Source organism: Paenibacillus cineris (assembly GCF_018333335.1).
GTDB lineage: Bacteria > Bacillota > Bacilli > Paenibacillales > Paenibacillaceae > Paenibacillus_AQ > Paenibacillus_AQ favisporus.
Window position 1 is genome coordinate 3,150,065 of the sequence record NZ_BORU01000001.1, and the last position, 26,490, is coordinate 3,176,554.

The following is a 26,490-nucleotide window of genomic DNA, read 5'->3' on the forward strand; positions in this document are numbered from 1 at the left end:
CTTCATACCCTGATCTTAACAAGCAATTTATCGTTCTCAGGCTCACTTAAAACTTTGCAGTACCTTGAAAGTTCTTTTCGGTCAATTCCTACCCTTTCAAGACGGCAGATGTTTGCTTCAACGACTGATCCGCTAAGATAGCCAGACGCTCCACCGAGCCGTCCTTCAAATCAGGTGTAAATACGCTCAGGAACTGACAGGAGCTGTCCTGGACAGGGAAAAGATGTGTCGACAATTAGATGCTTTCCTTAGCTCATGATTAAAAGTTTTAAATCTTTTTCAAAACAAGGGGTCCCATCTCTTTCAGCGTAGTACGTGCCCACTGCTCAATGAGCTTACAATAGCTTTCGGCGTCATGCAGCTGCGCCGCCACGTCAGCGATCGTCATGGTCCAAGATATTGTGGGGAGAGGCTGCGCATCCAATGGCCTTCGAATCCCCTTTGTGCTTCCAGGTCCTTTGGCCATGTCCTGGCGAATCAACTCTGTAGTGTAGCCTTCCTCCAAATGCTTCTGTAATGCGGATTGGATCCAAGCGTACATCTCATCGCTATACCCTTGGTGTTGAACCATGTAGGAGGCAACGGTGAGAAAGTGAACCCGTCCATAGCTGGGATCGTTGAATTCAAGTGCCAAAAATTCGTTGAAAATCGATTCGCAGGTAATCCCCTGAGGAAGATCGGCGTTGCATAGAACGCAAGTATTCGGCATGAATTTTCCTCCTCATCCACTCGCATTAATAACCCCTTAATGTTAAGCGTCTTTCTAATCCTTATTTTTTCAATTCATATTATTAGATGCCGCTGACTTCTTCCTTCTCCGTAATCATAAACCTTCACCTTGCGAGAGAGTCAATAGCTAATGCGTGTAGGCAGCAACCACGAGCTTCTTGTTCACCCAACCAGCCAAAAATAGATGCTCCATTTTCGGCGGCATTCATTTTCTGAAGTGTTAAAATTGTGCAAAGCCTCAAGCAAGATGAAAAAAGCGTTAAGGAGGAGTAGCATGATATCGGCTGACTTGAAACATACGTATGATCAGGTGCTAATCGAAAAAAATCCTGGCTGCTGGACCATGGGAGGAACAATTCCAACGAGGAGGTGCCTTTATGATCACACGTGGGAAATCGGGTAAATGGTCCGTATTGTTTGTCGTCACGCTAGTGTCCTTTATCACGAATCTGGATGCGACGATTGTGGTCAATGGTCTCCCACCACTCATGGAGGATTTGCATATTTCGCTGGAACTTGGAATGTGGACGCTTACCTCGTTCTACATCACAAGTACTGTATTTTTGCTTCCTTCAGGCCGTTGGTCAGACATGTTTGGAACGAAACGGATTTTTCTATGGGGATTTGCTTTATTCACTATAGCTACCGCTCTTTGTGGTATGGCAGGTTCCGGTACGATGTTGATCCTCGCTCGTCTGCTGCAAGGAGCAGGGGCCGCTATGGCGATGGCAGCATCCACCCCGATTCTGATGCGGACCTTTCCTCCCCAAGAACTTGGAAGAGCCCTTGGCATCAACAACATCGCATGGGTGACCGGTTCTCTTCTCGGCCCTGTTGTCGGAGGGGCACTCATCGGCGGGTTCGGCTGGCGCTCCATGTTCTACGTTATCGTTCCGCTCGGAATCTTGGGCTTGATCGCCGGATTTTTTATTTTAAGAGAATCTGCGGAATTGCAAAAAGCCAGGACGGACTGGCCAGGCTTACTTACCTATGGGACAGGATTAACCGCTCTTCTCATTGTCTTGTCCGAAGCGCAATCCTGGGGTTGGGCAACGATTATAACACTTGGGCTGCTCGCGCTTGGAATTCTCCTTTGGACCGCATTCGTTTTCATTGAGAAAAAAGTCCGACACCCTTTGTTTGATCTAGGTCTCCTCGGCTATCGGGATTATACAATTGGGCTTGGAATCACGGCGAGCTATTGCATCGGTTATTTTGCTGTTTCCATTCTATTGACACTGTATTTGCAAGGTGCTCAACACCTCAGTCCCTTGGAAGCAGGGCTCATGTTGATCCCTTTATCCGTACCCCAACTGTTCACGGCTCCATTAGGAGGCAAACTTGCGGACCGTTTCGGCCCGGCAAGAATGATATTGCTCGGTTCGTTTCTAATCGGTCTTTCCATCCTATTACTCGGACAGCTCGGCCCCGAGATGTCGAGAGCAGCTGTCATCATTCCGCTTATGATTATATCTGCAGCAACCGGGCTCTCCTGGCCATCGCTTGCGAAAGCTGTGCTGTCAGCGGCTCCACCAAATCAAGCCGGACCTGCATCAGGAGTGTTCTGGACCGTTTACAATATGTGCCGTGCGATCAGCCAAGCGCTTGTTCTCGTCATCATTCAATGGGTGGCGAAGTCCGACGTTGCTTCTCATTTGTTGTCGGGGGCCCAGAATCATGACATGAGTTCATCAAGGGATGCCTTTATTCATGCGACGAATGTTGGTTTTCGGTTGTTCGCAGCCTTTCTTGCACTCGCCATCCTGCTGGGACTGTTTTTACTGGGCACGCAAAGAAAACGGCAAGGGACTCGCCCGATTAAAAATTCGGAAAAGATAGAGTTTGAATGATCGCAAATACAAGGAAATACAAAAAGAAAAGAACCGGATCTCCACGTGATCCGGTTCTTGTAATCGTAAACAAAGCTCAACGATAGCCCTATAACAACATATAGAAACACCCATTATTATTTAGGTTTTACGGCTCGTGTTGCAATAAAGCTGTTTGTATAGCGGTCCAAAAGCTTTTCCCCTCCGAAGGTATCTTCGTAAAACCCGGTAATGACAAAACCGGCATCGATTTGACCCTGCAATTGCTGCTCCAACGTGTGGCCGAATTCAAGTGGTATTCCATTCTCAGCAATCTCTTCTCTAGTTTTATACAAGTTATGCAAGAAATTATGTATAATCACATGGGGCATATCACTGAAACGGAGGTGGTTGTGACAACGAAAAGAGTCATGGGAGTCATCATTGTTATTGCAATAGCGTTTATATTCTTTGATTATATTCATAAGTCTGATCCAGAAAAGACCCTAGATTTCTACCTTAGAAGTCTGAAACAATTACATATCGAAGAAGCTTATCAATGTATTGTTTTTGAAAATGGATTTGCTGAGCCATTCGAAAGTTATAAACGAAATGCGATTTCAAACCAAATTGTGAGCTACTCCATTAAAAAGTTCTTTGTTTTAGGAAAAGACAGTTACGTTGCCTTAGTTGCATTAACCGAGCAAAATAAACCAAACCCCAGAGATATTACTTTCACGCTGAAAAAGTTTAATGGCAAATGGAAGATACTCTTCCCCTCCTATAAAAGTCCAAATATTCTCTACTAAGCCGTCTCCATTTTGACGATAGGATCATTTCAATCCCCCCTATGCGCTAAAAAGTCATAAACACAATGATGTGTTTATGACTTTTTGGTTCTCTTCAACTGGCTGTTTGCTCCCAAAATGGAGCCAAATTGACGGATAAAACCTCAACAACCTCTTCAAACATCGTTTCCACTGAGTGATCTTGAGGGTTCCGGCTCCACAGTAAAACCGTTCCGAACATGCCCCAACTGATAACGAGTGCTGCAGCTTCTAATTTTTCTGGCGAAAAGCCCTGTATATCCATTTCATTGACCCGTTTAAGCAGGAGTCGATGAAGATCCTGATGTATGACATTTTCAAGCATCGCTTCAAACGGTTTGTCTCCCGGCGTACTACATTGTTGAAACCGCAAAAGAAACTCGAATAGGGTTTGAAGAAGGGTTCGCAAATTGTTCGCATTGCATCTTGTTTCTTCCGGGAGTCTATCCCTTATTGCCATTTGGAATTTATCCTTCATCCAATATTCAAGAAAGTCATATTTGTCCTGAAAATGCGCATAAAATGTTGTTCGATTTACAACTGCTTGTTTCGTGATATCTTGCACAGATATGGAATAGAGGTTTCTCTTTTTCTCAACCAAATCGTTAAATGCCTGAACGAACAATTGACGGGTTCTTATAACACGCGGATCTTCGGGATTTACAGACATGTGTACCCCCACTTTCTCTTGAACTCAAATAACAGACAAAAGGACAACTATGTTGGGAACAGGACAAAAACAGCGATTTGCAGGTTGTTCGCACGGGCTCATTCCCTTTAACTAAACTTATACGATTATGATTGCACATGCAAATCGTATGGCAAGAAACGCTTAATCTGATTTGCAGACGAAAGGATGAGTTAGAAATGATTGTCGTTACTGGAGCGAATGGAAAATTGGGCCGTAAGGTCGTAGAGGAACTTCTGAAGCGTCTTCCTGCCGGGGATGTTGGTGTCAGTGTCCGGGATGTGGACAAGGTTCGTGATCTACAAGAACGCGGAGTCCGTGTTCGGCAAGGAAATTTCGAAGATTCCGAAAGTCTTCTTTACGCTTTTGAGGAAGCATCTCAAGTTCTCATGATCTCGTCCCACTCCCTGGGAGAAGCTGCTGTTCGTCAGCATCAAACCGCAATCGACGCGGCAAAGAAGGCTGGAGTTGGTCGACTGCTGTATACAAGCCAAATGTTTTCATCGGCAACATCACACTTTTCTCCCATGAACGTTCATGCTGCTACAGAAGAGATGCTACAATCTTCAGGAATGGCATTTACGTCGCTCCGAAACGGATTTTATGCCGCATCAGCGATCATGTGGATGGGTGATGCCTTGGAAACAGGCGAATTGATTGCTCCCGAAGATGGTCCAGTCGCCTGGACCACCCATTCCGACCTGGCTGAAGCCGCAGCGGTCATCCTGACAGAGCAGAGATATGACGGTATCACTCCTCCCCTTACGGCTTCTGAAGCGTTGGACATGAGTAGAATCGCATCGATAGCTTCCAAGGCTTTGGACCGACCCATTCGGCGAATTGTCGTGTCGGATGATGAATATCGGATCCACTTGGTGTCCCGGGGACTGCCGAAAGCGATGGTCGACATGCTAACGGGGATGTTTCAGGCAAGTCGACTCGGAGATTTTTCGCAAACCAATCCCGCATTGGAACATCTGATTGGCAGATCCCCTGTAAATTTTTCGGATTTTTTAAAAGACAGTTTAATTAACGCTTAAATGATAAACCTCGGATAAGGGCTGTCCACTTTGGATGGCCTGATCCGTTCTTGATCTTTTAATTTCCTTTGCTCCATTTTTTTGTCAATAATAGACAATCGCCGACATGTAGTAAAACCTCCTTCTTGTTCTAAATATAGTATAATGACGAAGGGGTGACAGCATGATGTCACCATTTATAAATCAACGATCTAAAAGAAGGAGTACATATGGAAAAGGTTGAGAGATTAATATCAATCATCATGATCCTGCTGAAAAAGGATGTCGTTTCAACCACAGAATTCGCACAATTGTTCAACGTTACCAAAAGAACGATTCTGCGTGATATGGAAACATTAAGTGTATCCAACATCCCCATCTATTCCGTCAGCGGGGTTCATGGCGGTTACGGTATTATGGACGAATACAAGGTTGATAAACGCCTTTTAAGCAGCTCCGATTTGGAGAATATTTTAACGGCACTCAGTGGATTGGAACAAATTCTAATCAGCGAAGAAGTGGATGTGACTATAAAAAAAATAGAGGCCATGGTTAGCCCGTTGGCTCCGAAAAGTTCAGTTCAACTGTCTTTTTATGATTGGGAGGGCAGGTCTGAAATCCGTCAAACCTTGAAGAAGTGTCAGGAAGCAATATTAGCAAGACGGTTGATTTCATTTGAGTATATTGATAAAAACGGCGTGATCACGGACAGAATGGTCGAGCCGTATCAGCTTCATTTTAGCGAAACGAGTTGGTATTTGAAAGGATTCTGTCTGCATCGCATGAGGTATAGAACGTTTAAATTATCCAGGATCGACCATCTTCAAGTGGATGAAAAAACGTTTAACCCTAGAGATTATTCCTTAGATCAAGAATATGAGCCAAGTTACCAACCGGAACTGGTCGCTGTAAGAGCGTTGATTTCGCCCAGCGTAAAGGATCAATTCATTGAAAGGTATGGCCGTAAAAGTATTGAAAATTATAGTTCTGACTTATTCTTGGCAACCATCCACGTTCCTCAAAGCCACATCGGATTTCAATTTTTAGCAAGCTTCGGCACAAACCTTAAAGTCGTGGAGCCCCCATCGTATGCTGAACAATTTCGAAATTATTTACTTGAAATGGTGAATCAATATTCCTAAATGGCCGCCAAAAGGAGACGAAACGCATCAGCAGCTCAATCGGATGAGCCGGCATGCCAAGCCTTTAGCATCTCTTGTGCTTTTTGCGGATCGTCCATGAGTAGAGTCCGATACTCCAGCATCCAGTTAAGAGTGACCAGCATTTGGTCATATTCTTCCTTCTTGCCTTCGATCTCCTTTTTCTTGCCGCGAATCCAATCGATAATCTGCTGGTTCGTGTGCGTGTTGGCGTCGTGGTCCTGCAGCACTTCCTTCAGTTCAGCCAGTGAACAGCCGATGGACTGGAACTTCTTGATGAGCTTCAACCGCTCGACAGCCTCATCCGAATAGTTGCGGTAATTGTTGCTTTCTCGGCGGACATGCCGATCATCCAGCAAGCCTTCCTTTTCATAATAGCGGATCGTATGAATCGTTAATCCCATCTTATCCGCCAGTTCCTGAATTTTCATCGTCTTTTCTCCTTTGGACCGCTTGCCCTAGAGTTCACTTCATAGTTTATGCTTAACATGATCAAGCAGTCAACTCATGAAGGAGGATTTCAAGATGCATGTTTTTGTTACAGGAGCAACAGGCTATGTCGGTTCCGCGGTTGTCAAAGAACTGATCGGTGCGGGACATACCGTATCGGGTCTTTGCCGCTCTGAAGAGAAAGCCGCGGGATTAAAGGCAGCGGGAGCCGAACCGCTGTACGGCACGCTGGACGATCTCGATACGCTCAGCAGCGCCGCCGCGGCTGCGGACGGCGTGATTCATCTGGCGTTCACCAACGATTTTTCCGACTTTGAAGGTGCGCTGGCTCTGGATTTGCGGGCCGTAGAAGTCATGGGAGCGGCACTCGAAGGCTCCGGGAAGCCGTTCATTACCACAGCACACGCCAATGGCCATGCCGTGGATCAAGCCGTGCTCGCGATGGCGAAGCGGGGTATCCGGGCATCGATCGTCTCGCTTGCACCGTCCGTACACGGCGAAGGCGATAAGGGCTTTGTCCCGATGATGATCAGCATCGCCCGGTCGAAGGGCTTCGCCGCCTACATCGGTGATGGAACGAACCGCTGGCCGGCGGTTCACCGCCTGGACGCGGCAGTTCTGTACCGTCTGGCGCTGGAATCCGCCCCGGCGGGCTCACGGCTGCTTGGCGCCGGCGATGAAGGCATTCCGCTCCGCGAGATCGCCGAGGTCATCGGACGGCAATTGAACGTGCCGGCGGTCAGCATCACATCTGAAGAAGCTGCCGCCCATTTCGGTTTTCTCGGTGCCATTGCCGCCCTCGACATTACAAGCTTGTATAACACTGCGCAAGCGAGTCAGGCAACACGGGAGCTTCTGGGTTGGAAACCGATGCAGCCCGGACTCATCGCCGATCTCAAGGAAGGGCATTATTTTGCATAAAATAGGAGGGTGTCCCAAGCCTTAATTGGCTAGGGACACCCTTTTTATTTGCAGTAAAGGGTATCGTTATTCGCTTGTTATGCCTCTTTTGTTCATCGGATACGAATAGCCATCTATATAAAAATGATTCCTGTCGTAAATATTATTCATATTATTCAAGCGGACTGATGCATGCTAACATTAATGAAAGGAACCGTTTATCCTGTTTCCATCGTTATATATTGACTACAGAGGAGATCATTGATGTTACCAAGGTCCGCATTTCCATTACTTCTATTGAATATGTTTCTCGCCAATCTTAGCATGGGCCTCGTCATTCCGATCGTTCCGGAACTGCTCGAAATGTTTTCAGCAAGCGGCCAAGCCGCCGGCTATCTCGTCTCTTGCTTCGGTTTGACACAGTTTCTATTCTCACCCTTCGCAGGAAATTTGTCCGATAGGTACGGTCGTAAACCGATGATCATTACAGGGTTGATTTTATTTGCCATTTCTAATCTACTGGCGGCGTTTGCAGGCGATTTAACCTTATTATTCGTGTCGAGACTGATCGGCGGAATCGGGTCAGCCGCCCTGGTCCCTGCGATTATTGCTTACGTTGCAGATATTACAGAAGATGCCCAGCGCAGCAAGGCTATGTCTTGGTTAGGCGCATCGATGACTTCAGGGTTTATTATCGGGCCGGGTGTAGGAGGATTGCTTGCGGAATGGGGCATCAAAATGCCTTTCTTCGCTTCCGCATCCGTTGGTCTGCTGGCTATGATATGCAGTATGTGGATGCTCCCCGAGCCGCTGTCGCCTGAGATCCGCCGGCTTCGCCAATCTGTGCAGGACAAGAAAGACAATATCTTTCGTCAAATTGGTCTTTCCGTAAAATCCCGTTATTTTATCCTGCTGCTTATTGTTTTCGCCATGACGTTTGGTCTGACGCATTTTGAAGCCATTTTTCCGCTTTTTGTCGTTCAGGGTTACGGTTTCACTACGCAGCAAATCGCCATTTTACTTACCGTGTGCTCTTTGATCGGCACGCTGAACCAAGTGCTCCTGACCGATCGGATCACCCGCCGGTTCGGGGAAAAGCGGGTTATCGTCGCCATGCTTTTGCTATCCGCTTTCACGCTCGCATCGTTGCTTTTCTCAGGCAATTACTATTATGTCATGATCATCACCATGCTATTTTTTTCATTCAATAATATTTTGCGTCCTACCATCAACACCCTCCTATCCAAAGAAGCTGGAGAGGACCAAGGATTCGTCGCAGGGATGAATAATGCCTATACGAGCCTTGGTACGATCTTTGGACCGTTACTCGCAGGGATCTTATATGAAATTCATATCGACTTGCCTTATCTTTTTGGCGCATTTGTGCTGCTTGTAAGCAGTCTAGTCTCTGTAAGAAAATTGAATAAAAAATCGTCATCGACGTCTACAAACCCGTTAACAGGCAGCATAAATCAATAGGATGATTCTCAACCCATCTCTTCTCTCAAGTCATGCTCCATGAAGAGAATATCACGTTTCATTTCCTTCATGCCCTGTCTGGATATCCGTCCGGTCTCGAACATGGTTTGGATGTTGTCTCTCTCCAGCTGAATCCCGACCCGTGCGAGCTCCTGCATCAGGATGTCAAACTCTTCCCGGTTGTAGATGTCCGATTCGTTTCGGGTCAGAAGAAGCAGCGTTCGTTCATATTGCAAAATCAGCGAGCTGACCGACTCCATATCCGTCTCCCCTTTTGCAAGCAGCGCGTTCAGCTCCTTTAAGACGTAAGCCGTATTTTGAATTCTGAGCTTGGCCAATTCGACGCGTCTCTCTCGGATACTCAGGCGGGCCGGATGCAGCATTCCGAACACTTCAATCCATTGCTTCACAGGGAAAAGCTCTTTTTTATAACGGACATCTCCTGTGTGCATGAATAACAGCTGATTTATTCTTTTAAGGTAACGGTACGCTGTGACTGGATTCAATTCTTTCTTCTGAACCGCGTGCAGTGTGTTCTCTCTTTCCCATTTCAGGATAGACAGGCCCAAGGCCCTCTGCACTTTATCGTTCTTTTCCTCTTTTCTGAGCGATTTGATTCGGGAAGTATACGTATTGATGATCTGGGCAATCGCCAGCCGGTTCTGATCCGTGGTCAGTTCGTTTAATCCGTTCACCACATTCCTCAGAATTTCAATTTTTGCCTGAACCTCCTCCTCTTCCTGCTCCGTTTGCGTTTCTTTCCCCAATAAAAGCGGCAGCAGATAGTTGGACGCAAGGAGGGTCCACACGATAACTCCAGCCGCAAGGAAAATGATCAGATCCCTCGCCGGAAACGCGGTGCCATCACGAAGAAATAATGGCAGTGACATCGTACTCGCCAGTGTGATCGTTCCCCGGACGCCGGATAGGCTGAGGATCAGCGCCTTCTTGACTCTGAGCCGCCAAGGGCCGCGCGGTTTGGTCCCTTCGACCATATCCATCAGAATCGCCCAGATGAAGCGCAGCCCAAGCACAGCTGCGGTCAATAAGAGGGTGTACATGATTACTTTCAGATTTCCGATTTCCGCGCTGTTCCAAATCGTCTGAATAATATCTGGAAGCTGTGTGCCAAGCAGCAGGAAAACCAGCCCGTTCAGTACAAAAACAATGACCGACCAGGTGCTTTTGGATACAACCCGCAGCTTGGCTACCTCGGGATTCATTTTCTTGTAGCCAAAAGAATGGGCGATTCCTGCGGCGACGACGGCCAAGATGCCGTTAACCCCTAATTCCTCGGCCGTCATGAAAATCACAAAAGGGGTCAGAATCTCAATCAGCATATGGAGCGTAACATTCTCCATCCCCAATCTGCGCAGCCATTTCACCACCCCATATTTGACAAGCGTGAGCAGCAGGCCCAGCACTACACCGCCAAGTGAGATGGAAATAAAGCTGATGCTGGCCGTTTTGAAAGAGAACACACCGGTGATCATCGCGGCTACGGCAAACTGAAATGACACGAGCCCCGATGCGTCATTGATTAAGGATTCTCCCTCCAGAATTTGCATCGTCTGATGAGGGATTTTTACTTTCTGCTCCAGTGCACCCACGGCCACAGCATCGGTAGGCGCTAATGCAGCCGCCAGTGCAAAAGATGCCGCCAGCGGAATCACCGGAAGGAGCCAGTTCAGGAAATAACCAACCACGGCTACCGTGACGAACACCAGACCCAGTGCCAGCAAAAGGATTGGTTTCTTCAGCTTCCAGAGCGCTTCCTTATCCGCATGCCTTCCATCATTGAACAGCAGCGGGGCAATGAACAGGAGCAGAAACAGCTCTGGATTTAATTTCAGTTCAAAGTGAAACGGCAGCCAAGTGATCAACATCCCCAGAACGATTTGAATAATAGGCACGGAGACCGAGGGGATAAACCGGTTCACTAAATTGGATAAAGACACCGCCGCCAGCATTAGCAAAATAAACTCAAACAATTCCAAACGATTCTTACCTCCATTATCGATCTGTATTCATCAGCTTGTCGTAAATTCAGGGCCCTCACAAACGATTCAGCTTATTGTAAAGTAAATTTATGAACTGTATGTGAATCGCTTTGCACTTAAGCCCAGAGCAATATTCTATAGTACCCATAGGTATTATCATCGGAATTACCGACAGCTTCTTTAATACACCCTACTTTCCATTCGTTCTTCAACCAGATATGCCTATTAAGCGTGAAAAAGCCTAATTTCTCGGCATTCGGTGAGAAATTAGGCTTTGGTACTTCATTATAGCGCCCTTAAGCGAATATACAAATTATTCCCGTTCCTTTGGCCAAGAACCTTGCTGTTTGCGAATGAATACGATTTGTCCGATGTGGTATACGTTGTGCAGCATTTGACGCGCCAGCCTCCCAACACGCTCCTCATCCAGCTGACTTTCGTTCATTTGTGCCAGCGATTGACGCAAATCTTCACAAATCAGGCGAGTTTCTGCCACGGTTGCCGCCCACTTGTCAGAATCCGCCGGGTCCCCAGGCCCTCCAAATGTATCTTCTGCCAAAACGGCCTCCCATTTAGAATCAGGGGGTTCTCCGATATCTCCATATGTAGGCTTGCGTTCAGATGCCTCTGTTCCAGGCGTTGTGTCATGAAGTTGTCTGACAAGCAGGGCGTTGTAATAATTTAAATGGTTTACCGTTTGCCAAATGGTATTCCCTCCTCCAGGGGGCTGCCAGCTTGCATCGGTCGAATTTAAACCCGCAAGAGCTGATTCTAAGGGTAAAAACCAGGTCTCCGTATCCCAAACAAAGTCAAATTGCATACGAAAAATATCTATCTGTTTCATATTCATTTGCTCTCTCTCTCCTCGATGATTCATATTTGGGAGTCTTAATACAGATTACGATCGTCTCCTGATTCTTTAAATGACTTGTAAGACAAAACAATAAAAAGCATCACCATTCGATTGATTTTCGATAAGCTCGTCCATCCACCATACGCCGTAAGCGTAATAATAAGTCCCTTTTTGTGCGGGGGCATGAAAACTATTCTCTTTCACCGCAACGTCTATTGAACTTCCCTCCGCCGTCATTTGCGTGACGTGATATTTGTTGGGCTTAGGCTCAACATTCATTGCAAACTTCACGACTTCACCGGGCTGTACGGAAACAGGAGCTACATCTTTTAAAAGTTCAACCGGTCCAGCGGTATCCACACATATACTTTGATTGGTTGAGGTCCAGTAATAGGTGCCGAGTTTAGTCGGATATACCCTTTCCCCTATCACAATGTCAGCCTTAGGAGGTTTCTTTAAATCTGATTTTCTCTCTGGTTGCTTTTCTGGTACTTGTTCTGGTTCCCCCGTTAATTGTTTTTCAACGACTACGTCCTTACCGCTTGTTAATGTGCTCGAACAGCCAACTAAAGTCATATACGAAAAAGCCAAAATGATCAGCATGGCTATCCTCTTCATGTCCAGCCCCTCCTATCCTAGCGTCACTGCTTAGACGTTAAAAATTTCCAATTTGTTTCATCATACTTCAGCATACATTCTTCTTAAAACACAAAAAGCCGCAGTTACGCGGCTATGAATTGTGTATGCTCTTGTCCAGGTCCATGACTTAGGCTGATTGAACGTGCGTTGTTATTCATCCCATCTGGAATGAAGCACGTGATGGCAAAAATTAGGCCGTTTATAGCCCGGCAGAAACAGCTCGCATATATCGGCGTTAATCGTGCCGTAGGTCGTTTCCGGTTTATGCTTAAAGCCTTCAAAGAAGGCGCGCAGAATGTTGTGCTTAAACCGGTTTCGCGGGAACGCATCAACGATTTGCCGGCGAATTTCTTCCGAGATCAGTTCGAAGTTTTTCCCCACGACGTCGTAACCGACGCCAAAATTCATCAGGGCCGCTTCGGTTTCTTTATATTCGACGATTCCGATCGTAGTATGCAGGGCGACGGCATCCCACACCAATCGGATGGATTCTTCCGGCACGCCACGGCTTTGCAGGAAATCTCGAGCGGCATTCGCGCCGTCGACTTCAAAGCGCTTATCAGGACTGCGGAATGCAGGCGTAAGGCCTAAATCGTGGAAAAGAGAACTGATATAGAGCAATTCCGGATCATACTTCAATTGATTCAGGTTGCCTTTGAATGCTGCGAAAAGAAATACCCGGTTTGAATGGTTCCACAGCAAATCATCGCCATGTTCCCGGAGTAATTCGGCCGCTTCCTTGGCCAGTTTGCTATCAGGTATTTGGATATCTGCGATTGACATGGACATCGCTAAGCGCCCCCTATTTATGTCGTTAAGCTTATACTAGGGTTTCATGGAATGGAGATCAATGCGGGTGTTTCAATGATCATTATCGACCAAATGAATGATCTCCTACCTATTTCCAGTATCCCCTTAAGACATTCGAATATTCCCGGGGGCGCTGCAGATTCTTTTTCTAAATATCCATTGACATAAGTACTAATTTTACAGGAAAGGTATACCCCATTGACTCTAACAACGACATAGCTTCCTTATTCTGTTCATGAACCAGCGTCTCCACTTCGTTTCGGCCGTTCTTCAGGTGATACTCAAATCCCTTCGTGATGAGAAGCCTACCCAGCCCTTTATTACGCCAACGTGGAATGACGAATAACCTCTCGACTGCCCCGGTTTGCCAACACATTACGCTGCCAACCAGCTCATCACCTTCAAATGCAGAAATGGTATGTAACTCCGGACCACCCATCATCCATTCCAACATATTTACACTCCGGTATACTACACCTTGATAAAATTGATTTTCCAGCTCGGTATATTGGATTCTTTCTTCTCTGGATTCCATTGGGTGGTATTGGACATTCACTCCAACAGGCGTTCTGACTTCAGGTATGGATTCTTCAAGGGAACGCCGTGCTATGTAATAGGTTTGAAAAGGGCTAAAACCCTTCTCTTCGTAAAACGCTCTGTCACCATAAAAGTCCTTCCACGCAACCAGCTTCGTTTTCTTGTTAGGATTACGCAGCTTTTGACAAGTTTCCATAAAAGTAGGGAAAAGAGCTGCCCTCACTTCATCCATGCGGTTTAAAGCTAATTCATTCGTGGGCATTTCGACTTCGAATACATCATGATTATCCGCAATTCCGTGTCGTAAATATCCCACACATATTAAATTCCCGTCCTCGTTAAATACGCAGCTCATCCTCTGATGATCATAATCTTGATTATATTTAAAAAGGATCCATGCCTTGTGACTTAAGTTTTTTACCGTTTCCTCAAATTCAGAACGATATGGACGAACTTGTAATGACATCCAAATGCCCCTCTCTGAATGGTGTTTCTTCAATCGTAGCAAAGGATCCCGTTTAGAAATATATAAAAGATCTTTCAGAATCATTTGTTACACAAAAAATCACATCATAACATATGATGTGATTTCTACGGCCTATATTTTGGAATAAATGATTTTTTTAATACTGTCGATGGAAAGGCAGAATTGATCAGAAAGTTCATCGATCGTTGCACCATCGATATATTGCTGACGTATCGTTTCGTTTCTGAGGCTCAAATGTTTTCGGCTTCCTGAATTTTCGCCCCATTTCTTCCGTTGTCCTTCAGGAGTTGGGATGTAAACCATGCTTCCGTGGATATATTTCTGTATTTCCTTTAAAAGCTCTTCCGGAAAAACGATATCTGCGTTTACATATTTCATGATAGCTCTGCTCCTTAAAATTTATTAAAATTTAAGGTTGCAAAGCCTATCCTATAAACAATTATCATGAACGCTGATATTCAGGCGGTAAAAATGAATTCTGAGCTCCATACAAACAACCGCCGTTGTTTATAGTACAAGACTTTGCATGGAGCTAATCGTAGATTTTCTCATCATTCGAGACCTCACTTTCAAAAATATGATCGGTGTCTAATCAGTACCAAAGATTACAATCGATAATATGTTTATTTTACCGATTTCTCCACTTCATGTAAATGTCTGGAACTGCGCCTAACTGTCATATTTCAAAGCATGAGGGGCTGGCCATGCCCAGGGAATACCTTGTGTTCGTTTGTATTTCTTAACCGTGACCAGCTTTGATCAACCTTTTCATTCGTTTCCATACTCATATGGTGGTTATAGGGTAAATCCCCTGTAAAAATACCCAGCCCCTCGATAACAATACTAATGGAATCATCCGAGTGACCGGGTGTATGAAGAATATATCCTGGAATGCCCATTTTTTTAGTGAGGACGGCCTGATCATGTTCATTGATAATATTATGGGCTTCCACCTTTATTTCTTTAAAACTGGAGAACTTTTTCATGGTCTCGTTTGCACTTTCAAGAAAATCCGACTGCGTTCGGCTGATAATAAGCTCAACACCCATGGATTGTATCTCTTGTGCGATTCCGCAATGATCAGTGTGAAAATGCGTAACCATTAAATAGTGAATGTCACTCCATGGGATGTTATATTTTCGCAATTGGCTGGCCATCTTCCCCAACGTACCGGGTAACCCCACATCAATGAGAAGGTACTTTTCCTGGAAGCCGATCGCATAATAATTGGTCGAACCGTAGCCAATATTTATTACATTCATCTCGCCTTCCCCCATTGTTATCGTTCATATTTGTTGATATATAGGTCTCCCACAACTTTTGCATTTGTATGGTACCGATCATATGAATGGTAGACATCCATTGCCCACTTGAATACCATGGATTCAAGTTCTTTCTGCTTCAGTCCGATTAAGTCTGTAACCGTTAAATGTCCTCTTTGCTGCAGCGGCAATGCAGGAATCAAAATATCCGGGTGTGTCCGTTTGTATTGATCCAGAATATTGCTCAGCTGGCTTGTCTTTGCATACTCCCATGCTATAGCTTGTTCAAGGATTAAATACTGTCTAGTGAGATGCAAATTGTTGTTCCATCCCCCATGAACCTCCGAATGCTGCAAACAATGTGCATCGGCATATATAAATGTGAATAGATGATTTCCTTCCATAAAGGTCATTGCCAGATCGTTGAAAACATCAAAGCATTCAAATACTCCACCCCTGGTATTCGACCCGCAAAATTGGCATCTGCCGTAATCCTTCAACTCGATCCCCTTTTTCTGGGCTTGTCGCTCTATATTTTGCATAGAACTCACCTTCCCTTCGTGAACACAGACCCCTGAAAATCTGAATCGCCCTTTTGTGATCATTTTAAGGGTTGACGTAACGTTAAGGTCAATAAGCTATTATCCGGGTTTCATACAACTTGATCCCTTTGTTTCTATCGGAGCCAGCTCGCAAAATCCCATCCCACCTTTTTCACTTTCCACGCAAGCTTCCCCGTAATGATGATATCAAGTCCCCATTTACGTACCCAGATCAACCCGCGATTTTGCCCTAGGCCGAAGCCGAAGGTATCCACAAACGATTTGTGAACCGGTGCCGAACGGCCCTCCAGATCGGCCGTTACGATTTTCCCCAGCCTTAAAGCCTGTGGTCCAGCTTCTTTGCATGTCATCTGATCCGCCTTGCCGGTACCTGGATCGACGATTCTCGCACAATCGCCAATGCTGTATACGCCCGACATCCCTTGGACGCGATAACATTCATCCACCAGTACTTGACTTCCAGAAGATAGTGGCAAGCCCATGCTATGAAGCGCCGGATTCGGTATCAGACCAATCGTCCATACACATAGGCCAACCGGCAGATGATCACCATTGCTTAGCGTCAACACTCCTGCTTGCTCCCGCATTGCCTTACTATTGTGAAGCACTGTCACCCCACATTCGCTGAGCAACCGCTCCAACTTCCGTCTAACCTTCTCCGGCCCTTCCGGGAACAGCTGTTCCTGCGCATTGAGCAAATAAACGGAGGCATCGGACGAATTCAGACTCAGCGCCGCTGCTTCCTTTCGCATGGCAAGCATCAGCTCGGCGGACGTTTCGATACCGCTGATGCCCGCTCCCGCAACCGCGATTGTCATTAGTCGCTTTCGTTTATCCGGGTTCGTCTCGACGGCAGCCTTCCGCAGATTGGCACGCCAGCGCTCCCGGATGTCTGCCGCCGCTTGCGGGTCCGTCAAGGCGATCCCTCCCTTATCGGGATCAGGTCGACGAACAATGCTTCCGACGCCAACTACTAAAAGGTCATAATGAATTCGGGCATCATTTCCTTGTGAATCCGTATATTGAACCCGTTTGGCCTCATCATCTACGCAAGTAACTGTACCTTGCAAGAATTCGACTCCTTCTGAACAATAATGACTCCAGGGAATCATAATCTCTTCCCCGTCTGCGGCTTGCCGGAACAACATCACTTTGCGTACATGACCGGGCTGCTTGTCGATTAGAAGAAACCGAATGCGCCGTCCGTTCGCCATCCCCCGGGTCTCTTTCTTTATAGCTTTGAGCGCACCAAGCCCTGCATGGCCGCCTCCAATGATAATACATGTCAAGTCGTTCATCTCTCTGCATCTCCTTAACAAGTCGTTATCTTCAAAGAAATTTGGTTTCGATATGATTTACTGGCTACTATGGCCTTGAAGCCGTTGCTGTTCTATCGATTTTCTGTACACGAACCTTTACTGCGGTGCCCAGAATGACGATGCCGCTTACCAATGAGATCCATGTAAGAGCGGCTACGGGAGCATTCCAACCAAATCCTTTTCCAAAGAAGAACAATTGTCGAAGACCATCGACCATAAAGCGCATGGGGAGCCAAGGATGAATCCACCCGCGATAGAAAGAAGACATCATTTCTGGTGCCAAAGCCAGCAAAGATGCACCGAAGAAAAGCAATAAGGCAAATATTGCAACACCACTGATCCCCAATATAGACAATACAGCTGTTATCATAAGGAAAAAACTGAAAAACGTAACGGATAAGAACAGCGCGGTATCCGTAAATTTAGGAATATCTAGATCCAGCATTCCATGCGCAAGGAAGGTTAGTCCGAATCCAACCAAAAGAGCTGTGACGGCGCCCATCAGGATATGCAGCAACTTCGATACCAGGCTCTCTCTTCGGGTCTTAATCGATAATTTACTGACGGTTATAAAAAGGATTGCCGAGTAGGCGATACATGCGAGCCATAAGAGCTGAAATAAGGAAACGCCGTTCCTCCAATCCCCGTCTCGCCATTTCTAGCTGTTGGTTGGTATCTAGTTCCTATCGAAGCTTACTGCCTGCATCCCATGCAACTTTCCTGAATTTCCACGCAAGTTTTCCCGTTACAATCATGCTAAGTCCCCATTTGCGTCCCCATACCAATCCGCCATTTTTTCCCAGACCGATGCAGTAGAGATCTATTGGCGCTGATTTGTGGACTGGCGCAGGGCGGCCCTCCAGATCTGCCAGCATGATTTTGCCCAGTCGATCATCTTGTAGAGCAAGTTCTGCGCACCTCATCAGAGCTGCCTTGCCGGTTTTTGGGTCAACGATTCTCGCACAGTCGCCAATGCTGTATACACCCGGCGCCCCTTGAACGCGATAGGATTCATCCACCAGCACTTGGCCATCAGGAGTAAGCGGCAAACCCATCGTGCGAAGGGCTGGATTCGGAATCAGACCTATTGTCCAAATGCATAGGCCGACCGACAGACGATCCCCATTGTTGAGCGTCACCACTCCGGCTTCCTCCCGCATCACCTTACGGTTGTAAACCACCGTCACTCCACATTCGCTGAGCATCTGATCCAATTTTCGTCCAACTTTCTTGGGTCCTTCCATGAACAATCGTTCCTGTCCACTCACTAAATAAACAGAAATATCGGACGGGCTCAGTCCTAGTGACGAGGCTTCCTTCTGCATTTCAAGAGCCAGTTCAGATGACGTCTCGATGCCGCTTATGCCCGCACCCGTAACTGCAACTGTCATCAGTCGCTTTCGTTCTTTCGGATTTTTCTCATGGGCAGCTTGCCGCAAATTGGCACGCCAGCGCTCCCGGATGACTGCTGCGGTTTGCAGATCGGTTAAAGAAATACCACCCTGCTCAGGACCCGGTTGCCGGACGACGCTGCCAACCGCCACGACTAAAAGGTCATACTGCATGCGAGCATCCTTTCCTTGCACATCCTCATATCGGATCTGTTTTTCCCTACGATCCACAGAAGTAACTGTACTGTGCACGAATTCGACTCCTTCAGAAAACTCATAATGCGTCCAGGGAACTACAATCTCTTCCCCGCCCGCGGCCGGTCGGAACAACAATATTTTGCGCACATGACCGGGCTGCTTGTCGAATAGAACAAACCGAATCCGCCGCCCGTTAGCCATGCCTCGGGTCGTTTCCTTTATTGCTTTTAGCGCTGCAAGCCCTGCATGGCCGCCTCCGATGATGATACAAGTCAAGTCGCTCATTTTCCTCAGCTCCTTCTCGTTTTGCACATATAACGATCTAAGGCAATGATATGTGACTTCGGAAACGATTCCCCCTATTGAGCCCGATTAATCAGTGAGTAAATTTACCTGTTAACTTTCACCATATTTATGTGCTTTGGAACATTAGATGAGAGTATTCGGCTTTTGGATGCATTGAGATTACTTGGGGGTCGTTTCTAAAGAATCTAGGCGAAGTAATGGCAAACTTATGATTCAAGAGGCGGCAAAATTATAGGTAAAGTCACATCATAGGCCGAGAAATGATAAAAAGCCGCAACAATGCGGCTCTTAAGTGATTTTTTTTGTTCTGGTTGTCTTACAACTTTGCCATGTACCATCGTACTGTTAGCCAAGCCATTTAACGTTACAAAGAACTAAGGATAAATTCCTTTATGGCCAGTGCAACTCGTTCAGGCTGTTCTTCTGCTGAAAAATGACCGCAATTTTCGATGGTTGTGGCTTGGATATGTTGCAGGCCATTTTCCCTAAATCCGGCAAGGTATTTTTCAATATCTGCGTTTTCATCCGATCCTCGTAAGTACAGAACTGGCGTTGACACGGCAACATGTTTTAACGCGGCATTATCCTGTTCATCTTCATGAAAACTTCTGTATAAATCAAATCCTGCTTTCAATGCGTCCAAACGGGAATAGGCTTCGGCATATAATGTTCTGGTGGCATCACTCATTCGCTTGCCTTTTCCGGCGAGCACGTCATAGAAATAAGAGAAGTAGGTAAGTTCTTTGCCTGAAACCAGTATTTCGGGCAATTCGGGCACGTTATGAAAACCAAAATGCCAGATGTAAGGATTACTTTTCACCTCGTTCCACGGATCAACTCCAGGAATGGCGACATTCATAATTACCGCGCGCGATAACCTGTCAGGATAGCTCTTCAGAAAAGCATACGTCACCTGGCCCCCAGCATCACACCCTACCAACGTCACATCTTGTAAATTCATATGATCCATAATTCCCCGAACATACTCGGCTATATTGCGTTTGCTGTATGACTGCAGAGGAATGACTGAATTCCCGATCCCGGGGATGTCGATGGCGATAACATGGTACTCTTCAGCAAGCCTTTGCATCACGCCTTCAAATTCCAGCCAACAGGTCGGCCAACCATGAATCAAAAACACAGTCGGCTTTGATATGGGACCGGCTTCGACTACATGGATCGGGACTTCTTTGACACGTACTTCCCGGTGTGTGAACAAACCTTCTCACTCCTATCGAAATTTTCTGATCACCTCTTCATCGTAGCATTCAAAATATGACAACATCTCGTCACCATTGACACATCGTATTTACAAAATGCGGACGGATGTAAAAGCCAGCTGAGCTTAGCCGGCGGCACCCGACTCGTCTGCAGCGTGCGCATGCCCCGTTACGGCTGCCCGCCGCTTCATACGACGCTCCAGACGCAGGCTAACCGCAAACAAGACGAGCGACAGCGCCGTCATAGCCCCTGCGAAATAGCCAATTTCACCGACGGTAGCGAAGCGCACAACAGCTCCTCCGGCCGATGCGCCCAAGGCACTGCCGACGTACAGGACGGAAGACTGCAGCGACAGGACGATGCCGGACGAAGGCCCCGACAGCCCGATCAGACGGTGCTGCTGCGCAGGATTGAACATGTAGCCGCTGAAGCCGAACAGTGCCATAGCAGCCACCGCCATGGCGAGAATACCAGGCCGGCCGGCGAAACCGTATAACGCCGACATCAAGATAAGCGCGGCTGTGAGCAGAGTCAGCGCCAGCGGAATCGCCCGGTTCGGTCCGATCCGGTCTGCGGCCAAGCCGCCTGTCCGCACCCCGATGAAGCTGGCGATACCGGAGAGACACAGCACCATGCTGATCGTCCGGCCGCCGGCACCATAGCCGGAAAAGAGTTCGGAAACATACGTAAAGAGCGCAAAAATACCGGTGGCCCAAGCGAGCGTAATCAGCAAGGCGGATAGCAGCTCCGGCTTCTTCAGATACGAAAGGCGTTCCCGTATGCCGATCGCCGCGCCCGGCGCCACCTGCGGGAACAGCAGCCGGATGGCAAATGCGGCGAGCAGCGCCACCCCGCCGACGATCCAAAACGTCGTACGCCAGTCGAACGTCAGGGCGACCCACATCCCGAAGGGGACGCCCAGGATCAGGGAGACGGTCTGCCCAGCAACGACGATCGACACCGCACGCCCTCTTTTCTCAGCCGGGGCCAGCGTGGAGGCGACGGCGACGGCCCCCGGCGAGAACAGGCCAGCCCCCAGCGCGGCGACAATCCGCCCGGTCATCATCAGGCCATAAGAAGAGGCGAACCCGCACAGCACGTTTCCGACAGTGAGCAGCAGCAGCGAACCGAATAGCAGTTTCCTGCGCTCCATCCTCGCTGTCAGAGTCGTCAACAGCGGCGACGATACAGCGTACACGAGCGCAAACGCCGTCACCAGCTGTCCGGCAAGCGCCGTTGACACGTGCATTGCCGCCGCCAGTGTCGGCAGCAGCCCGCCGATCATATACCCTTCCGTGCCGACCGCAAACGACCCAAGCGCCAGCCAAAAAATCCGTTTGTCCATGAAAACCCTCTCCTTTTTTTTAGATTCGTCTTGTCAATAGAACCGAATCAGTTACATTGAGAAGCAAAAAAAGCTCAATTTCGGTTACATCTTATATTTTTCTCATCATCATTACAACCGAATCGGTTACATTAAACACCGTAATGAGCCCACATCCAGCCGATTCGATACACACCTAGGACAAACCACCAGCTGAAGGACAGTCCAATATCATACCTGCTTCTCCCTCGCGCCCGCGATCAGGCAGGTGTTATTTCACTATACGGCCTTCCCCCACTTCCATCCTTACATGAACGTGAGCAGTCGCCTGCCACCCCCTCTCATTGAAACTAGATCAGTTACATTGAGGAGCAAAAAAACGCGGGTCTGTCAAACGGCGGGACAGCTTTCTCACCCGGGGTCCCCGGAGGCCGGAATCTCGGACCCAGCAGCTGCTGGCCGTTAATCTGGCCCACTCCGGCAAGCGATTCTCGAAGAATGCCTGCCGTTGCGGCGGCATCACCGCTTCCCTTGCTCCAGCGACGAGGTGACCAGATCACGGATCGATTCCTGAGCCAGCCGGCGCTTCAACGCTTCCTCGCTGTCCTCGTAAACCGATTGCAGAGCCGGCTGAATGCCATGGCCGATAATACAGCTCGGGTTCGGCTGGCTGTGATGCAGCTCGAATAGTGGCGTCTGCACAACGGCTTCGTACACGTCCAGCAGGCTGATCTCCTCCGGAAGGCGCGCCAGCTTCCATCCAGCCCCTGTCCCTCCGTGCTGCACCAGAACAAGGCCTGCTTTCGCGAGCTGGCCGAGAATCCGTCTCAGAAAAACCGGGCTCGTTCCCACGCTGTTCGCAATCCGGTCGGAAGGGAAAAATTCGTCCTTCTCCGACCAATAAGCCAGCCAAGTCAATATATGAAGCGCAACGGTGTAGCGGCTTACGATAGCCATATTCGGCATCCCCTTTCAATAAAACCATTATAGTTTCATTGAACGCCCCCCGTCAACGGCTCCCTTTCTCTTTTCAGCAGCTATAAGGTGTACTTTGTAATGGATTGGCTTTTTACTTCATGTCCTGCCAGCTTTTGAAATCGTGGATGGCGAAGCCGGCATAGCTTGCATAATGAGCCAATTGATTATGGGCGGACTGCAGCTCTTTATCCATCATATCGCTGCTCATGGAATAGAAGGAGACCCGCGGACCCTCATTGCTTTTGACCGTTTCGACAGCAATAACAATCTTCTTGTTCAGCGTGGAAGCTTCCCTCAGCATGGCCTGTGCATTTTCCACAATGCCATTACCGCCCAACGCATGATTCCGATAATTCATAATGACAAGGGAATCGAACTTCTCCAGCATCCATGCACTCATGCTGTAATCCTTTCCCGGTAATTTAATCGTATTCAGCCAATACGGAACGTCGATCGCGATGTTCAAGCCGCTTCCTTTGCTTTCTTTCTCAATCAGTCGCAAATTGTCCATCCAGCTTTCAAGAATGGTCTTATTGTCCGTGGTCCATTCGCTAAGACCATAAGGCTCAATATCGAAATGCAATCCCGTGAAGCCTGCTTCCGGGCCAACAGAAGAATTATAGGCTTTCACCCACGCTATAAATTTTTGAATATCCCCCTGAGCAGACTTTTTGGCCCATTCCGGACGGCCCTCAAGTGCCTCCACTTGAATTCCTTCCTTCTTCGCTTTCCGGATGAACCCTTCATAAATTGCCGGATCTAGATCTCTGTCGATTTGAAGGTAAATGGATGTTACACTTTTTACTTTTGCGAAATTTAGTATTTGATCTTGATCCTGTTTGAGAATGTGACTGTCCCATATCCATGTTCCTTTCGGAACCCGGGCCACCGAAGACATGATGCTCACCAGATTGCTCGAAGGCTGCCAATCCACGTTGGAGTGCAGAGCTTCACTAATAAAGCGCAGCGGAACCATCGTGCGGCCATTTTTAAGCACCGCCGACCCTGCAAAGTCCACCCTTTTCCCATTCACCAGTGCATAACTATGGCCAATCACCAAAATAATGATGTCACGGTTAAACGAGATCGTGATTTGTTTTAAACTTCCGTTCCATTTCGTTGTCGCTCCGAGCTTGTCGGATACAAAAGCAAGCGGAACCATCGTAAGGCTGGATTTTTGATCGACATAGGGGTGTCCGTCCGGAAATTGTACTTCACGCCCATCCACGGATACACGGATTTCAGAAGCGTAGATTGCGGGGGAAAATGCACCTAAGCTCAGCATGATCGCTAACGTGCATACTAACCATTTTCTCATGAGTGACTTCCTTATCTTATTAAATTTGTTCTTTACCACATTGCGCACACTTGGCCGCACATTGAAATTATACGGTATGTAATAATTGGTAACAAGCTCAACGGGCAAATTACGCTTAACCCTTTACTTCAATAACAAAAGGACCACCGAAATAATCAGCAGTCCTTCTATTGATATGAAAGCAATGATCATCCCATAATTTCCTTACAGAATTTTGATCAGGTTTACTAGGTTTTAGTTCCAACCAAGCGCCTTTTTTCCGGCTTCGATAGCTGTGACGATTCGCTCCACATCATAAACATTGCCTTTCCATGTGCCTCCGCTGACGGCTTGCAGAGCAGCCCATAGCTTCGTGTCGTCCGGGAGGTCATCATCGGGACGCATTCCTGGATGAAATGGCCGCTGGGCCAATAATCGGGCCCCTTCATCCGGCGTTACCTCCTGGTCCCCTTCTCCGATAAAATCAACCCGCCCTTCCAGCCGGTTCCGGTCAACGACAATTTCAATCCAATCGCCGTCCTTGAGCTTGCCGATCGGTCCGCCTGCCAGCGCTTCAGGGCCGACATGACCGATGCACGCGCCGGTTGAAACGCCGGAAAAACGGGCATCAGTGATAAGCGACACATATTTACCGAAGGACAGGTGCTTAAGCGCGGACGTGAGCTGATACGTTTCCTCCATGCCCGTTCCGGACGGTCCCCTGCCAATGAGAACCATGATATCCCCTGCCTGAATACCCCCGTTCTTAATCGCACGGATCGCGTCGCGTTCGGTTGTAAACACCTTGGCCCTGCCTTTATGATGATATATGCCTTCCTCATTCAGGACGGAAGGGTCTATCGATGTGGATTTGATCACAGAGCCTTCCGGAGCGATATTCCCGGTTGGAAACGTGACGGTGGAAGTGATGCCAAGGAGCCTCGATTGTTCCGGGCTCATAATGACACTGTCCGGATCGATTCCGTCCTTTTCCTTAAGCTGCTTGCGCAGCCGATGACGACGCTCCGACGATTCCCACCAATCAAGAACTTCTCCCAGTGAGGAGCCTGTTACTGTAAGCACCGATTCATCCAGTACGCCGAGACGTCTGAGGTGCAGCATCACTTCCGGCACGCCTCCGGCCAGAAATACCCGAACGGTCGGGTGAAAAACCGGGCCGTTCGGTAGTACGCTGACGATGCGCGGTACATCCCGATTGACTTGGATCCAATCCTGCACCGCCGGCACCTGTAATCCGGCTGCGTGGGCGATCGCTGGGATGTGGAGCAGCAGATTGGTCGAGCCTCCGAACGCAGCATGAACGACCATGGCATTTCGTACTGCCGCATCTGTGAGGATGTCACCCATCCGTAGTCCTTGAGACTCCATCGCCATCAGCGCACGGGAGGATTGGCGGGCCATTTCCTCCCAGATGGGCTGGCCCGAAGGCGCGAGCGCGGCATGAGGAACCGTCATGCCAAGCGCCTCGGCGACAACCTGGGCCGTTGCCGCCGTACCGAGAAACTGGCATCCCCCACCAGGCGTCGCGCAGGCCCGGCAGCCAAGTTCCGCCGCGGCTTCCAGCGTGAGTTCGCCGCTTGAGTACCTGGCGCCGATCGTTTGAATTTTGCCGGCATCCTCCCCTTCGGTCGGCGGAAGCGTTACCCCTCCGGGAACGATAATTCCCGGAAGCTGCGGCATGCCCGCAAGCGCAAGCATCATGGCAGGCAGCCCCTTATCACAGGTGGCAACGCCAATAACACCTTTTCGCGTAGGCAGCGAGCGGATAAGCCGGCGAAACACGAGGGCTGCGTCGTTCCGGTAGGGGAGCGAATCGAACATACCCGACGTTCCCTGTGACCTGCCGTCACAGGGGTCGCTCACGTAGCCGGCGAACGGGATACCACCGCGGCCTGAAATTTCCTCCGCCGCAGCCTTCATCAGCAAGCCAACCTCCCAGTGTCCTGTGTGATATCCCAGGGCCACGGGACTGCCGTCCTCTTGGCGAATCCCTCCCTGCGTGCTCAGAATCAGAAACTGCTTTCCGTTCAGTTCTCCCGGCTTCCAGCCCATCCCGACGTTTTGGGACATGCCAAACAGGTCTCCGCTTGGGGCATTTCTCAGCAGATCATCTGTTAATGGCAGCCTTCCCTGCATCCCGGGGGCATGCGTTGTAATGTCGCCGCTTGCCAGGTCATCCTTCCCCATGATCGACTTGATCGAATTGTGCATGGCACCCTCCCCA

At 48.2% G+C, this 26,490-nt stretch carries 25 protein-coding genes; 6 read left to right on the forward strand and 19 right to left on the reverse strand.

Annotated elements, in window-relative coordinates:
- Nucleotides 1-268 precede the first annotated feature (268 nt).
- Complete coding sequence (locus KI379_RS14655) at nt 269-709, reverse strand: DUF5946 family protein (RefSeq protein ID WP_212984010.1); 441 nt, start codon at nt 707-709, stop codon at nt 269-271.
- Between the two features lie 397 nt (nt 710-1,106).
- Here KI379_RS14655 and KI379_RS14660 point away from each other — a divergent pair, with 397 nt between their 5' ends.
- Both KI379_RS14660 and KI379_RS14665 read left to right on the forward strand, forming a co-directional pair.
- Nucleotides 1,107-2,579 carry an MFS transporter gene (locus KI379_RS14660; protein ID WP_212984011.1) on the forward strand — a complete coding sequence of 491 codons (1,473 nt, stop codon included), beginning with the start codon at nt 1,107-1,109 and terminating at the stop codon, nt 2,577-2,579.
- A gap of 371 nt (nt 2,580-2,950) precedes the next feature.
- Nucleotides 2,951-3,346: a hypothetical protein gene (locus tag KI379_RS14665; RefSeq protein ID WP_212984012.1), complete on the forward strand. Its 396-nt coding sequence runs from the start codon at nt 2,951-2,953 to the stop codon at nt 3,344-3,346.
- A 94-nt stretch (nt 3,347-3,440) separates the two neighbouring features.
- Here KI379_RS14665 and KI379_RS14670 read toward each other — a convergent pair whose 3' ends face one another.
- Nucleotides 3,441-4,034, reverse strand: coding sequence for a TetR family transcriptional regulator (locus KI379_RS14670; RefSeq protein WP_212984013.1), 594 nt, complete (start codon nt 4,032-4,034; stop codon nt 3,441-3,443).
- 197 nt (nt 4,035-4,231) lie between these two features.
- Between KI379_RS14670 and KI379_RS14675 the strand changes: the two genes are divergently transcribed.
- Nucleotides 4,232-5,092 carry an SDR family oxidoreductase gene (locus KI379_RS14675; RefSeq protein WP_212984014.1) on the forward strand — a complete coding sequence of 287 codons (861 nt, stop codon included), beginning with the start codon at nt 4,232-4,234 and terminating at the stop codon, nt 5,090-5,092.
- A 209-nt stretch (nt 5,093-5,301) separates the two neighbouring features.
- A complete protein-coding gene (locus KI379_RS14680) occupies nt 5,302-6,213 on the forward strand; it encodes a helix-turn-helix transcriptional regulator (RefSeq protein ID WP_212984015.1) in 912 nt (303 codons plus the stop codon).
- Nucleotides 6,214-6,248: 35 nt separating this feature from the next.
- Here the strand turns inward: KI379_RS14680 and KI379_RS14685 are convergent, their stop codons facing one another.
- On the reverse strand, nt 6,249-6,662 hold the full coding sequence (locus KI379_RS14685; RefSeq protein ID WP_076164757.1) for a MerR family transcriptional regulator: 414 nt from the start codon (nt 6,660-6,662) through the stop codon (nt 6,249-6,251).
- A gap of 94 nt (nt 6,663-6,756) precedes the next feature.
- Here KI379_RS14685 and KI379_RS14690 point away from each other — a divergent pair, with 94 nt between their 5' ends.
- Together KI379_RS14690 and KI379_RS14695 are read left to right on the forward strand one after the other, a co-directional pair.
- Entirely contained in the window at nt 6,757-7,602 is an 846-nt protein-coding gene (locus KI379_RS14690) for an SDR family oxidoreductase (protein ID WP_089547607.1), read from the forward strand.
- Nucleotides 7,603-7,845: 243 nt separating this feature from the next.
- A complete protein-coding gene (locus KI379_RS14695) occupies nt 7,846-9,060 on the forward strand; it encodes an MFS transporter (RefSeq protein WP_212984016.1) in 1,215 nt (404 codons plus the stop codon).
- An 8-nt stretch (nt 9,061-9,068) separates the two neighbouring features.
- On the opposite strand, the gene KI379_RS14700 is transcribed toward KI379_RS14695, so the two are convergent.
- From KI379_RS14700 to KI379_RS14775, 16 genes are all read right to left on the reverse strand, one after another.
- Nucleotides 9,069-11,057, reverse strand: coding sequence for a Na+/H+ antiporter (locus tag KI379_RS14700; RefSeq protein ID WP_212984017.1), 1,989 nt, complete (start codon nt 11,055-11,057; stop codon nt 9,069-9,071).
- Nucleotides 11,058-11,373: 316 nt separating this feature from the next.
- Nucleotides 11,374-11,910 carry a DinB family protein gene (locus KI379_RS14705; protein ID WP_212984018.1) on the reverse strand — a complete coding sequence of 179 codons (537 nt, stop codon included), beginning with the start codon at nt 11,908-11,910 and terminating at the stop codon, nt 11,374-11,376.
- 69 nt (nt 11,911-11,979) lie between these two features.
- Nucleotides 11,980-12,531 (reverse strand): hypothetical protein, encoded by a 552-nt coding sequence (locus tag KI379_RS14710; RefSeq protein ID WP_244879297.1) that lies wholly within the window; start codon nt 12,529-12,531, stop codon nt 11,980-11,982.
- Nucleotides 12,532-12,702: 171 nt separating this feature from the next.
- A complete protein-coding gene (locus KI379_RS14715) occupies nt 12,703-13,341 on the reverse strand; it encodes an HD domain-containing protein (RefSeq protein WP_076164746.1) in 639 nt (212 codons plus the stop codon).
- Between the two features lie 169 nt (nt 13,342-13,510).
- Nucleotides 13,511-14,365: a GNAT family N-acetyltransferase gene (locus KI379_RS14720; RefSeq protein ID WP_212984019.1), complete on the reverse strand. Its 855-nt coding sequence runs from the start codon at nt 14,363-14,365 to the stop codon at nt 13,511-13,513.
- A gap of 132 nt (nt 14,366-14,497) precedes the next feature.
- The gene (locus tag KI379_RS14725) at nt 14,498-14,764 is read right to left on the reverse strand and encodes a CD3324 family protein (RefSeq protein WP_076164741.1); all 267 of its coding nucleotides are present in this window, start codon (nt 14,762-14,764) and stop codon (nt 14,498-14,500) included.
- A gap of 305 nt (nt 14,765-15,069) precedes the next feature.
- Nucleotides 15,070-15,648 (reverse strand): MBL fold metallo-hydrolase, encoded by a 579-nt coding sequence (locus KI379_RS14730; RefSeq protein WP_212984020.1) that lies wholly within the window; start codon nt 15,646-15,648, stop codon nt 15,070-15,072.
- Nucleotides 15,649-15,665: 17 nt separating this feature from the next.
- Complete coding sequence (locus tag KI379_RS14735; protein WP_076164737.1) at nt 15,666-16,190, reverse strand: DUF5946 family protein; 525 nt, start codon at nt 16,188-16,190, stop codon at nt 15,666-15,668.
- A gap of 134 nt (nt 16,191-16,324) precedes the next feature.
- Nucleotides 16,325-17,509, reverse strand: coding sequence for an NAD(P)/FAD-dependent oxidoreductase (locus KI379_RS14740; protein ID WP_076164735.1), 1,185 nt, complete (start codon nt 17,507-17,509; stop codon nt 16,325-16,327).
- A 67-nt stretch (nt 17,510-17,576) separates the two neighbouring features.
- On the reverse strand, nt 17,577-18,047 hold the full coding sequence (locus tag KI379_RS14745) for a hypothetical protein (RefSeq protein WP_212984021.1): 471 nt from the start codon (nt 18,045-18,047) through the stop codon (nt 17,577-17,579).
- A gap of 166 nt (nt 18,048-18,213) precedes the next feature.
- Nucleotides 18,214-19,404, reverse strand: coding sequence for an NAD(P)/FAD-dependent oxidoreductase (locus KI379_RS14750; RefSeq protein ID WP_212984022.1), 1,191 nt, complete (start codon nt 19,402-19,404; stop codon nt 18,214-18,216).
- A 385-nt stretch (nt 19,405-19,789) separates the two neighbouring features.
- On the reverse strand, nt 19,790-20,644 hold the full coding sequence (locus KI379_RS14755) for an alpha/beta fold hydrolase (protein ID WP_212984023.1): 855 nt from the start codon (nt 20,642-20,644) through the stop codon (nt 19,790-19,792).
- Between the two features lie 126 nt (nt 20,645-20,770).
- A complete protein-coding gene (locus tag KI379_RS14760) occupies nt 20,771-21,991 on the reverse strand; it encodes an MFS transporter (protein WP_212984024.1) in 1,221 nt (406 codons plus the stop codon).
- Between the two features lie 498 nt (nt 21,992-22,489).
- Nucleotides 22,490-22,927: an Rrf2 family transcriptional regulator gene (locus KI379_RS14765; RefSeq protein ID WP_076164724.1), complete on the reverse strand. Its 438-nt coding sequence runs from the start codon at nt 22,925-22,927 to the stop codon at nt 22,490-22,492.
- Nucleotides 22,928-23,039: 112 nt separating this feature from the next.
- Nucleotides 23,040-24,266 (reverse strand): copper amine oxidase N-terminal domain-containing protein, encoded by a 1,227-nt coding sequence (locus KI379_RS14770; protein ID WP_212984742.1) that lies wholly within the window; start codon nt 24,264-24,266, stop codon nt 23,040-23,042.
- Between the two features lie 234 nt (nt 24,267-24,500).
- A complete protein-coding gene (locus tag KI379_RS14775) occupies nt 24,501-26,477 on the reverse strand; it encodes a YjhG/YagF family D-xylonate dehydratase (protein ID WP_212984025.1) in 1,977 nt (658 codons plus the stop codon).
- Nucleotides 26,478-26,490 lie beyond the last annotated feature (13 nt).

What these genes read in the sequence shown, in the direction of transcription:
- KI379_RS14760 (WP_212984024.1), bottom strand. Translation starts at nt 21,991, where the DNA reads ATGGACAAACGGATTTTTTGGCTGGCGCTTGGGTCGTTTGCGGTCGGC.
- KI379_RS14730 (WP_212984020.1), bottom strand. Translation starts at nt 15,648, where the DNA reads ATGAATGTAATAAATATTGGCTACGGTTCGACCAATTATTATGCGATC.
- KI379_RS14715 (WP_076164746.1), bottom strand. Translation starts at nt 13,341, where the DNA reads ATGTCCATGTCAATCGCAGATATCCAAATACCTGATAGCAAACTGGCC.
- KI379_RS14765 (WP_076164724.1), bottom strand. Translation starts at nt 22,927, where the DNA reads ATGGCTATCGTAAGCCGCTACACCGTTGCGCTTCATATATTGACTTGG.
- KI379_RS14775 (WP_212984025.1), bottom strand. Translation starts at nt 26,477, where the DNA reads ATGCACAATTCGATCAAGTCGATCATGGGGAAGGATGACCTGGCAAGC.
- KI379_RS14770 (WP_212984742.1), bottom strand. Translation starts at nt 24,266, where the DNA reads ATGAGAAAATGGTTAGTATGCACGTTAGCGATCATGCTGAGCTTAGGT.
- KI379_RS14655 (WP_212984010.1), bottom strand. Translation starts at nt 709, where the DNA reads ATGCCGAATACTTGCGTTCTATGCAACGCCGATCTTCCTCAGGGGATT.
- KI379_RS14705 (WP_212984018.1), bottom strand. Translation starts at nt 11,910, where the DNA reads ATGAATATGAAACAGATAGATATTTTTCGTATGCAATTTGACTTTGTT.
- KI379_RS14740 (WP_076164735.1), bottom strand. Translation starts at nt 17,509, where the DNA reads ATGAACGACTTGACATGTATTATCATTGGAGGCGGCCATGCAGGGCTT.
- KI379_RS14675 (WP_212984014.1), top strand. Translation starts at nt 4,232, where the DNA reads ATGATTGTCGTTACTGGAGCGAATGGAAAATTGGGCCGTAAGGTCGTA.
- KI379_RS14720 (WP_212984019.1), bottom strand. Translation starts at nt 14,365, where the DNA reads ATGTCATTACAAGTTCGTCCATATCGTTCTGAATTTGAGGAAACGGTA.
- KI379_RS14735 (WP_076164737.1), bottom strand. Translation starts at nt 16,190, where the DNA reads ATGCAAAATATAGAGCGACAAGCCCAGAAAAAGGGGATCGAGTTGAAG.
- KI379_RS14660 (WP_212984011.1), top strand. Translation starts at nt 1,107, where the DNA reads ATGATCACACGTGGGAAATCGGGTAAATGGTCCGTATTGTTTGTCGTC.
- KI379_RS14690 (WP_089547607.1), top strand. Translation starts at nt 6,757, where the DNA reads ATGCATGTTTTTGTTACAGGAGCAACAGGCTATGTCGGTTCCGCGGTT.
- KI379_RS14680 (WP_212984015.1), top strand. Translation starts at nt 5,302, where the DNA reads ATGGAAAAGGTTGAGAGATTAATATCAATCATCATGATCCTGCTGAAA.
- KI379_RS14670 (WP_212984013.1), bottom strand. Translation starts at nt 4,034, where the DNA reads ATGTCTGTAAATCCCGAAGATCCGCGTGTTATAAGAACCCGTCAATTG.
- KI379_RS14685 (WP_076164757.1), bottom strand. Translation starts at nt 6,662, where the DNA reads ATGAAAATTCAGGAACTGGCGGATAAGATGGGATTAACGATTCATACG.
- KI379_RS14695 (WP_212984016.1), top strand. Translation starts at nt 7,846, where the DNA reads ATGTTACCAAGGTCCGCATTTCCATTACTTCTATTGAATATGTTTCTC.
- KI379_RS14750 (WP_212984022.1), bottom strand. Translation starts at nt 19,404, where the DNA reads ATGAGCGACTTGACTTGTATCATCATCGGAGGCGGCCATGCAGGGCTT.
- KI379_RS14725 (WP_076164741.1), bottom strand. Translation starts at nt 14,764, where the DNA reads ATGAAATATGTAAACGCAGATATCGTTTTTCCGGAAGAGCTTTTAAAG.
- KI379_RS14710 (WP_244879297.1), bottom strand. Translation starts at nt 12,531, where the DNA reads ATGAAGAGGATAGCCATGCTGATCATTTTGGCTTTTTCGTATATGACT.